The sequence below is a fragment of the Pseudomonas sp. SM4 genome, assembly GCF_051913165.1.
GTDB lineage: Bacteria > Pseudomonadota > Gammaproteobacteria > Pseudomonadales > Pseudomonadaceae > Aquipseudomonas.
In genome coordinates this window covers 91,782-100,210 of sequence record NZ_JBODOE010000020.1, presented here as the reverse complement: position 1 = coordinate 100,210, position 8,429 = coordinate 91,782, and the positions used below count along the sequence as shown (strand labels likewise).

The 8,429-nt window shown below is 58.6% G+C and carries 7 protein-coding genes and 1 tRNA gene; 2 read left to right on the top strand and 6 right to left on the bottom strand.

All coding sequences use genetic code 11. The features are described 5' to 3' along the window. Position 1: 1 nt before the first annotated feature. Positions 2 to 77, top strand: a tRNA-Gly gene (locus tag ACQ4MY_RS27640). Between the two features lie 143 nt (positions 78 to 220). Here the strand turns inward: ACQ4MY_RS27640 and ACQ4MY_RS27635 are convergent. The 4 genes from ACQ4MY_RS27635 to ACQ4MY_RS27620 form a co-directional block, all read right to left on the bottom strand. Further along, on the bottom strand, positions 221 to 1,960 hold the full coding sequence (locus tag ACQ4MY_RS27635) for a dipeptidase (protein WP_440097105.1): 1,740 nt from the start codon (positions 1,958 to 1,960) through the stop codon (positions 221 to 223). A 187-nt stretch (positions 1,961 to 2,147) separates the two neighbouring features. Beyond that, positions 2,148 to 2,786 carry a LysE family translocator gene (locus ACQ4MY_RS27630; protein WP_008087842.1) on the bottom strand — a complete coding sequence of 213 codons (639 nt, stop codon included), beginning with the start codon at positions 2,784 to 2,786 and terminating at the stop codon, positions 2,148 to 2,150. 1 nt (position 2,787) lies between these two features. Next, complete coding sequence (locus tag ACQ4MY_RS27625) at positions 2,788 to 3,558, bottom strand: 2OG-Fe(II) oxygenase (RefSeq protein ID WP_008087844.1); 771 nt, start codon at positions 3,556 to 3,558, stop codon at positions 2,788 to 2,790. Between the two features lie 88 nt (positions 3,559 to 3,646). Further along, the gene (locus tag ACQ4MY_RS27620) at positions 3,647 to 4,273 is read right to left on the bottom strand and encodes an alanyl-tRNA editing protein (RefSeq protein ID WP_440097104.1); all 627 of its coding nucleotides are present in this window, start codon (positions 4,271 to 4,273) and stop codon (positions 3,647 to 3,649) included. A gap of 90 nt (positions 4,274 to 4,363) precedes the next feature. Between ACQ4MY_RS27620 and ACQ4MY_RS27615 the strand changes: the two genes are divergently transcribed. Next, positions 4,364 to 5,362, top strand: a complete 999-nt coding sequence (locus ACQ4MY_RS27615) for a LysR family transcriptional regulator (protein ID WP_158829183.1) — start codon at positions 4,364 to 4,366, stop codon at positions 5,360 to 5,362. Between the two features lie 94 nt (positions 5,363 to 5,456). Here the strand turns inward: ACQ4MY_RS27615 and ACQ4MY_RS27610 are convergent, their stop codons facing one another. Both ACQ4MY_RS27610 and ACQ4MY_RS27605 read right to left on the bottom strand, forming a co-directional pair. Next, a complete protein-coding gene (locus ACQ4MY_RS27610) occupies positions 5,457 to 5,864 on the bottom strand; it encodes a PA2817 family protein (protein WP_008087850.1) in 408 nt (135 codons plus the stop codon). 74 nt (positions 5,865 to 5,938) lie between these two features. Continuing rightward, the gene (locus ACQ4MY_RS27605) at positions 5,939 to 8,386 is read right to left on the bottom strand and encodes an acyl-CoA dehydrogenase (protein WP_440097103.1); all 2,448 of its coding nucleotides are present in this window, start codon (positions 8,384 to 8,386) and stop codon (positions 5,939 to 5,941) included. Between the last annotated feature and the right edge of the window lie 43 nt (positions 8,387 to 8,429).

Below are 8,429 nucleotides of genomic sequence, written 5' to 3'. Positions count from 1 at the left end.
TGCGGGAATAGCTCAGTTGGTAGAGCACGACCTTGCCAAGGTCGGGGTCGCGAGTTCGAGTCTCGTTTCCCGCTCCATATTCAACAAAAACGCCGATCAGTGATGATCGGCGTTTTTGTTTGTGCGCGATTTGTCGTCGCCCACAAAAAAGGACCTTCACGGTCCTTTTTTTTGCGTCTGCCAGAACCCGGCCATGCGCTGACCGGGTTCGAACGATCGATCACAGCTTCGGCAGTTGCCCGATGCGGCCCATCATTTCGGTGACGATTTGCAGGTCCAGCAAGAACTGGTCAACGGTCTTGAACTCGCCATCGGTGTGCCCGGTGTATTTCACCTCAGGGCGTGCCAGGCCGAATTGCACGCCATTAGGCAGTTCATGCACCGACGTGGCACCGGCAGAGGTGCCGAACTCGTGCTTCATACCGAGGTTTTCTGTAGACACGGCCAGCAACGCCTTGACCCATTCACCTTCCGGATTACGGTACATCGGTTCGGCAACCGAGTAATCGAAGGCCACGGCAACGTGAGTTTTCTTCGTCCAGGCACTGAGTTTGTCAGCGATTTCAGCCTTGAGTTTTTCTGGCGACTTGCCCTTCGGCACGCGCAGGTTCACCGCCAGTTTGAAGGCTTTGTCATCCTCACCGACATACGTCAGAGAGGTGGTCAACGGACCCATGAAACTGTCGGAGAAGCCCACCTTCAAAGTGTTGCCCAAGTAATCCAGGCCCCAGTTGTCGGCGGCGTAGCGGGCGGCATCGGTGAACTGGTTGTGCTTGAGGGCGACTTTACCGTTCAGGCTATTGATGAACACCAGCATGCGCGCCACCGGGTTCACGCCGGACTCCGGTTCGGAGGAGTGCGCAGAAACGCCGGTCACCGTCAGCTTGACGTCTTTACCGTCAACCTTGGCCGCCACTTCGAAGTTGCCGCCATTGTGCTTGGCGAACTCGTTGCCGGCCTTTTGCAGGCTGGTGGCCAGTTCGGCAGGTTTGTCGGTCAGCAATGTGACGACGGACGCCGAAGGAATCTGGTTGGTCGCCAGGCCACCGGTCATCGAGGTGATTTCCGCGCCTTTGCCTTCGGCTGTGCGTTTAGCAAATTTGGCCATCACGGTGCCGTAGCCTTTTTCGGCAATCACCACCGGGTAACCACCGTCCAGCGCCATGTTGTAGGCCGGCGTCGGGTTGTTTTCGAAGTAGTAAGGGATGGCGTCGCCAGTGGTCTCTTCGGTGGTGTCGACCAGCAGTTTGAAGTTGCGTGCCAGTGGCAGCTTTTCTTCCTTGATCACTTTCATCGCGTACAACGCGACAACGATGCCGTTCTTGTCATCCTCGGTGCCGCGTCCGTACATGCGGTCGCCAATCAGGGTGACTTTGAAAGGATCAAGCTTGGTGCCGTCCTTGAGCACCCAGTTTTCCGGCGTCACCGGCACCACGTCGGCGTGGGCGTGAATGCCGACAACTTCATCGCCTGCGCCGTCGAGGGAAATTTCGTAAACGCGGTTGTCGACGTTGCGGAATTTCAGATTGAACGATTCGGCCAGGCTCTGGATCTTCGCGGCAATCTTGATGAACTCAGGGTTGTCGTGCTGGGCCACACCTTCCTTCTGAAAGGTCGGGATCTCGACCAGTTCACGCAGGGTTTCCAGCGCAGCTTTGCCGTATTTCACGCGGGTGTAGATACCCAGCAGACGGTGAACTTCATTCAGTTGTTCAGCGGTCAGGGTCTTGTTGTCGAGGAAGGCGCTGATGGCCGGGCCGAGATTTTCGCTTTTGGCGATTTCGCTCTTGGCCAGGCTGCTCAGAAACTCGCGGAAATCCGTGACGGTTTTGTCGTCGAAGGATTTCAGGATGACCGCGCTTTGCTGTGGCGTGATGTTGGCTTGAGCGGCGCTGGTGAATGACGCGAGGCTGGCCAGCATCAGGGTAGCGGCGGCCAGTTGCTTGAGGGAGAAATCCATTACGGAGGCTTTCCTTGCGGGCAATTGATGAGAGATATTTCTGACGGTTGCGTCAGAAACATTTTGCAAACTAACACTGTGGGCGATTACCCAGGGAGTCCTGAAACTTGATCTGTCGCACAGAAACGCAAAAGAGGCGCAGAAATGAAAAAGTCCCGGCAAGCGTTTGCCGGGACTTTTTTGTCGCTTACATCGACAGCATCAAGCGCCCGGCGAACAGAATCAGGATCACGCCCATGCTGCGTTCGAACCAGTGCCCCATGCGCATGAACAGCACGCGCACCTTGTTGCTGGAGAAAAACAGCGCAACGATCACGAACCACAACGCATTCACAAAACACATCCACAAGCCATAAAAGGCCTGGATTTGCAGGGGCGTGCTGGCACTGATGATCGTGGTGAAAATCGCCAGAAAGAACAGCGTTGCCTTGGGGTTGGTGGCGTTGGTCAGGAAACCGGTGCTGAACGCCTTGAACAACGATTGTTCCACCAACGGTTCATCGGCGGCTTTTTCGCCTTCAAGGGTGGTTTTCGGTTTGCTGCGGATCAGGCTGACCCCCAGATACAAAATGTAAGCACCGCCGACTACCTTGGCCACGGTCAACAACCATGGGGTGGTGTGCATCAACGCGCCGACGCCGAGCAAGGTGTACAGAACGTGCACGGAAATTCCCGCGCCGATGCCCAGTGCCGTGCAAATCCCCACCAGCCGTCCGAAGCGTACGCTTTGGCGGATGGTCACGGCGAAGTCCGGGCCGGGAGCGACCACGGCAAGAAAGTGAATGGTGGCCAGCGCCAGAAACTCGCCCAGGTAATTCGAATACATCTCAGCTCCAGAAAGTCAGGGGTGAAGCATTGCCGCGATAGCCGACAAAGAAAGAAAGGCTCAAGCGCGGATCTGCCACGCCCGGGGTCACCGAGTGCATGCAGCGCGAATTGAACATGATGAAATCGCCGGGTTGCGGTCGTACTTCAAGCGCCGGCGGACCGAGCAGCGCCGGGTCGATGCCGTAACTGTCACCACGCATTTCGTCGAATTGGTCCGGGCTGATGTCGTCGTCCCACATCTGCAACGCGCCGCCCTCGGTCGGCATGTTCAGGTAGACGTTGCAGGCAAATTGCGCTTCGAGGCTGCGTGCCTGAAAACTGTCCGGCGCGTCCTTGGCAAAAATGTCGTGGTGGGCGAGAAAGCACACCCCGGGCTTCACCACCCGCGACAGGCCGACATACATTTTGCGACCGTAGAGGTTTTCCAGATGCGCGCCGGCCGGCCAGGATTCGTCGAGCATGCAGCGCAAGGTATCGACCGGCGAAGAGTAGGGCGCGCAGCGATTGCGCAATTCAGCAATATTGCCGGTGGCGCGTTCGAAGTAATCCTCGATCAACAGCGGCTGGTTTTCTGCTTCGTAAAACGCCATGCCGATGCGGCCGATACTCGGTGCGTTGATGTACCCCTCAAAGCCTGGAGCGAGAATCTTGTCGCCAATTTCGATGGCCAGCGGCGTGGGCAAAAAGCCTTTGACGCGGATGGCGAGGACTTCTTCGTTGGCCAGTTTTTTTATGCACGTCTCATCGAGACGCTCGACGTCTAGCATCATTTTTTTAGGTCCATCTATCGATAGTCAACGGAACCTGCGAGTGCGGTTCCCCGGCGTCGGACGCTGCGCAGGGCAGCGCCCGAAATGCTCAATCCACGTGGTAGTGGACGGACAGCGTGCCCTTCTTCTGCGACAGGGACGCGATCGTGACTGTGCCCAACTCCTTCAGGCTACGAACGTGGGTGCCGCCGCAGCCATAGGCCGGCAGTTCACCAAAACCGATTTCCCGTGCGCCTTCACGCAGCGAGGTCAGGCGCGGCAGATCGTCGTCGATCCACTGCCCGATCCCGGACTGGAGGGTCTGCGCGTCGACCTCCTGTGCACTGTCGCTCGGTTTGAATTGCACCCGGCCTTCGTCTGGCCAGTGATGCGCCTTGATCGGCATCCAGCCCATGGCCTGGACAAAATGGCCGATCAGGTGCCCGGCAGAATGCATGCGCGTGTTGAACTCGCGCCGCGGCTGGTCAACCCGGATAGCGGTCATGCCGAGCGGAACAGGGCGGTCGACGAAATGAATGATCCGCTCCGGATCCTGCACCACGCGCAGAACCTGGGCTTCTCCGATCCAGCCGGTATCGCAAGGCTGGCCGCCACCCTGCGGATGAAACAGCGTGGCGCGCAGCACCACGGCGAATTCTTGCTCATGGGCCGTGCAATCGAGCACTTCCACATTAGCCTTGAGGTCATCGCTATGGAAAAAGAGGCGAAGCGTCATATTCCATGCCCTTATTAAAGTTTCTGTTTTTATTATATGAATCGTGTAATAACGTGATAATCCGTTCAAACATCAAAGGACTTGTGCGCTGTGAGCATAAATCTGCCGCTACCGCTGCTCGGCGAAATGGCGATTTTCGTCAAGGTCGTGGAGACCGGCAGCTTCTCTGAAGCAGCCCGCCAACTGGGGTCGTCACCGTCCGCAGTCAGCCGCAGTATTTCCCGCCTGGAAAAAGCTCTGGCCACCCGCTTGTTGCAGCGCACCACACGCAAGCTGCGCTTGAGTGACGGCGGCGAAGAAGTGTTCAAGCGCTGTCAGGAAATGGTCAGCGCGGCCAAGTCAGTGATGGAAATCAGCGGCCAGTTCACGCATGAAGCCGAAGGGCTGGTGCGGGTCAGCGTGCCGAAAGCGGTCGGGCGCTTTGTGATTCATCCGCACATGCCGGAGTTTTTGCGGCGCTATCCCAAGGTCGATGTCGAGTTGCTGCTGGAGGACCGTCAGGTTGATCTGATCGACGATCATGTTGATCTGGCCATTCGCATCACCGATCGGCCACCGGCCGGGTTGGTCGGTCGGCAATTGCTGACCATCGACCATATGCTGTGCGCCACCCCGCAATACCTGGCCGAACATGGCACGCCGACGCACCCGCATGACTTGCTCAACCACAGCTGCATTTACCTGGGCGAAACCCCGAGCGATGCGCGCTGGAAATTCAAGAAAGGCAGTAAGTCGGTAACGGTCGGAGTACGTGGTCGATATGCCGCCAACCATACGGGCGTGCGGTTGGGCGCGGTGTTGCAGCACATCGGCATTGGCAGTCTGCCGTACTTCACGGCGCGTTATGCGTTGGAGCAGAAGTTGATTGTGCAGGTGTTGCCGGACTGGACGTTCCTGGCTTCCTACCACGGTGGACTCTGGCTGTTGCATTCGCCCACGCGGTATTTGCCGCCGAAGTTGCGCGTGTTCATCGACTATCTGGTGGAGTGTCTGGAGAGGGAGCCGACGTTGAGCAAGCCGGGCAAGGTGGGCAGTGTGAATAACGCGGCGATGGCGTATGAGCTGCCGGAAAGTGAAGGGTTGTTGTAGCGCAAAAGCAAAAGATCGCAGCCTTCGGCAGCTCCTACAGAGGAATGCGCCTTCCTGTAGGAGCTGCCGCAGGCTGCGATCTTTTGATGTTAAATCAGTGCTTGCTGTCCTGAGCGGACATCGCCAGCAACTGCTTTTCCTGATTCCAGTCGAACGGTTCGTCGTTCTGTTCAGCTTCGTAACGACGCTCTTCCAGCGCCTGATACATGTCGATTTCTTCATCGGACAGGTAATGCAGGCAGTCACCGGCGAAGAACCACAGCAGATCCCGCGGAATCAGGTGAGCGATTTGCGGATAACGGGTAATCACTTGAGTCAGGATGTCCTGGCCCAGGTATTGGCTTTCGATCGGATCGATCGGCAGCGATGCGAGCAGTTCGTCGAAGCGCTCCAGAAACAAGGCATGGCTTTCTTCGGGAACCTGTTCGGCCTCACCTACGGCGACCAGGATACTGCGCAGGTGGTCGAGCAACACAAGATGATCGGCAACGACGTTGGACACGAGATAAGTCCTCAAGAGCAAAACGGGCGCGGGAGTATAAAGCTCCTGCGCCCGCTTGGACATGGGTCTCAGGATCAGCGGACTTTGCCCTCTGCCTGTTTCAGCTCCTCTTTGTCGAAATCATCGACATCGATCACCTTGCGTCGCGCCGCTTCGGCATCACGCAGGCTCTGCGCTTCCACTGCTTGCAACACGCCCGCTTCAAGTGCCGCGTCGATCGCGTGTTCGCCCGCAACCGGTTTGACCTGACCACTTTTCAGCGAAGCGTGGAGTTTTTTGTGCAGCGGTTGCGCAGCCGTCAGCAGGTCGCTGGCGTGTTGCAGCGCACCGACCGCATCGTCCGGCGATTGTGGGCGATAGCAACCGGCAAGCAGTTCTTCCAGCGCCGGATCGCCTTTCGCGCGACCAATCACACCAGCCACTTCGACACCGAGTTTGTCCGACGGGCCTTTGTGACGACGGCCAAACGGGAAGACGATGACGCGCAGCAGGCAACCGAAGACTTTGTTGGGGAAGTTGCGCAGCAACTCGTCCATTGCCCGCTCCGCCTGGCCGAGGCTTTCTTCCATGGCCCAGCGGAACAGCGGCTCCATATATGCCGGCGAATCCAGATCGTGATAACGCTTGAGCGCCGCCGAGGCCAGGTACAGGTTGCTCAACACATCGCCCAGTCGTGCCGACAGACGCTCGCGGCGTTTCAGCTCGCCGCCGAGCAGCATCATGCTGAAGTCGGCAAGCATCGCGAAAGCGGCTGCCTGACGGTTAAGCGCGCGGAAGTAGCCTTGGCTGATCTTGTCGCCCGGCGCATGTTCGAAGTGGCCGAAACCAAGGTTCAGCACCAGCGTGCTGGCGGCGTTGCTCACGGCGAAACCGATGTGCTTGAGCAGCAGACCGTCGAACTCTTTCAGCGCCTGTTCCTTGTCCTCACGACCGGCCAGGGCCATTTCCTTGAGCACGAATGGATGGCAGCGAATCGCGCCCTGACCGAAGATCATCAGGTTGCGCGACAGGATGTTCGCGCCTTCCACGGTGATGAAGATCGGCGCGCCGTTCCAGCTGCGCCCAAGGTAATTGTTCGGGCCCATGATGATCGCCTTGCCACCGTGGACATCCATGGCGTGGCTGATGCATTCGCGACCGCGTTCGGTGAGGTGGTACTTGAGAATCGCCGACAGCACCGATGGTTTCTCGCCGAGATCCACCGCGTTGGCCGTGAGCATGCGCGCGGCGTCCATCATCCACGCGTTGCCGCCGATGCGCGCCATCGCTTCCTGAATGCCTTCGAACGCCGACAGCGGCACGTTGAATTGTTCTCGGATTTGCGCGTACTGACCGGTGACCAGACTGGTGAACTTGGCGGCGCCGGTACCCACTGCTGGCAGCGAGATCGAACGGCCGACCGACAGACAGTTCATCAGCATCATCCAGCCTTTGCCGAGCATCTCCTGACCGCCGATAAGGAAGTCCAGCGGGATGAACACGTCTTTGCCGGAGTTCGGGCCGTTCATGAACGCAGCGCCCAGTGGCAGGTGACGACGGCCGATTTCGACGCCGTCGGTGTCGGTCGGGATCAGCGCGAGGCTGATGCCGAGGTCTTCTTTGTCGCCAAGCAGATGCTCCGGGTCATAGGCTTTGAACGCGAGGCCGAGCAGTGTCGCCACCGGCCCGAGAGTGATGTAGCGTTTTTCCCAGTTCAGGCGCAGGCCAATGACTTCCTGACCTTCCCACTGACCTTTGCAAATGATCCCGGTGTCGGGCATCGCCCCGGCATCGGAACCGGCGAGCGGGCCGGTGAGGGCGAAGCATGGAATGTCGTCGCCACGGGCCAGACGGGGCAGGTAGTGATTGCGTTGTTCGTCGGTGCCGTAATGCAGCAACAGTTCAGCCGGGCCGAGGGAGTTGGGCACCATCACGGTGGAGGCGAGGTCGCCGCTGCGGGTGGCGAGTTTCATCGCCACTTGCGAGTGGGCGTAGGCCGAGAAGCCTTTGCCGCCAAATTCTTTAGGAATGATCAGGGCGAAAAAGCCGTGTTCCTTGATGTGCGTCCAGGCCTCGGGCGGCAGATCCATCGACTGGCCGATCTGCCAGTCGGTGACCATCGCGCAGAGTTCTTCGGTCGGGCCATCGATGAAGGCTTGTTCTTCTTCAGTCAGTTGCACCTTGGGGTAGGCCAGCAGTTTGTCCCAGTCCGGACGGCCACTGAACAGCTCGCCATCCCACCACACGGTGCCGGCATCGATCGCGTCGCGCTCGGTCTGCGACATCGGCGGCAAGGTTTTCTGGAACCAGTTAAACAGCGGCGCGGTGAAATGTTTGCGGCGCAGGTCAGGCAGCAGCAACGGCGCGGCGACCACCGCCAGCAGCACCCAGAACACCAGCAGCAACCAGCCCGGTGCGTGACTGAAAATGCCCATTGCCAATAAGTAGACGGCAACGATGCCCAACGCGGGCAACGGGGCGATACGTCGGTGGGCGATATACGCCACGCCGACAATCAAAACCAGTATCCACAACAGCAGCATATTTCAGTCCTCCGTGAACCAAGGCAAATCGACCCTCCAGAGC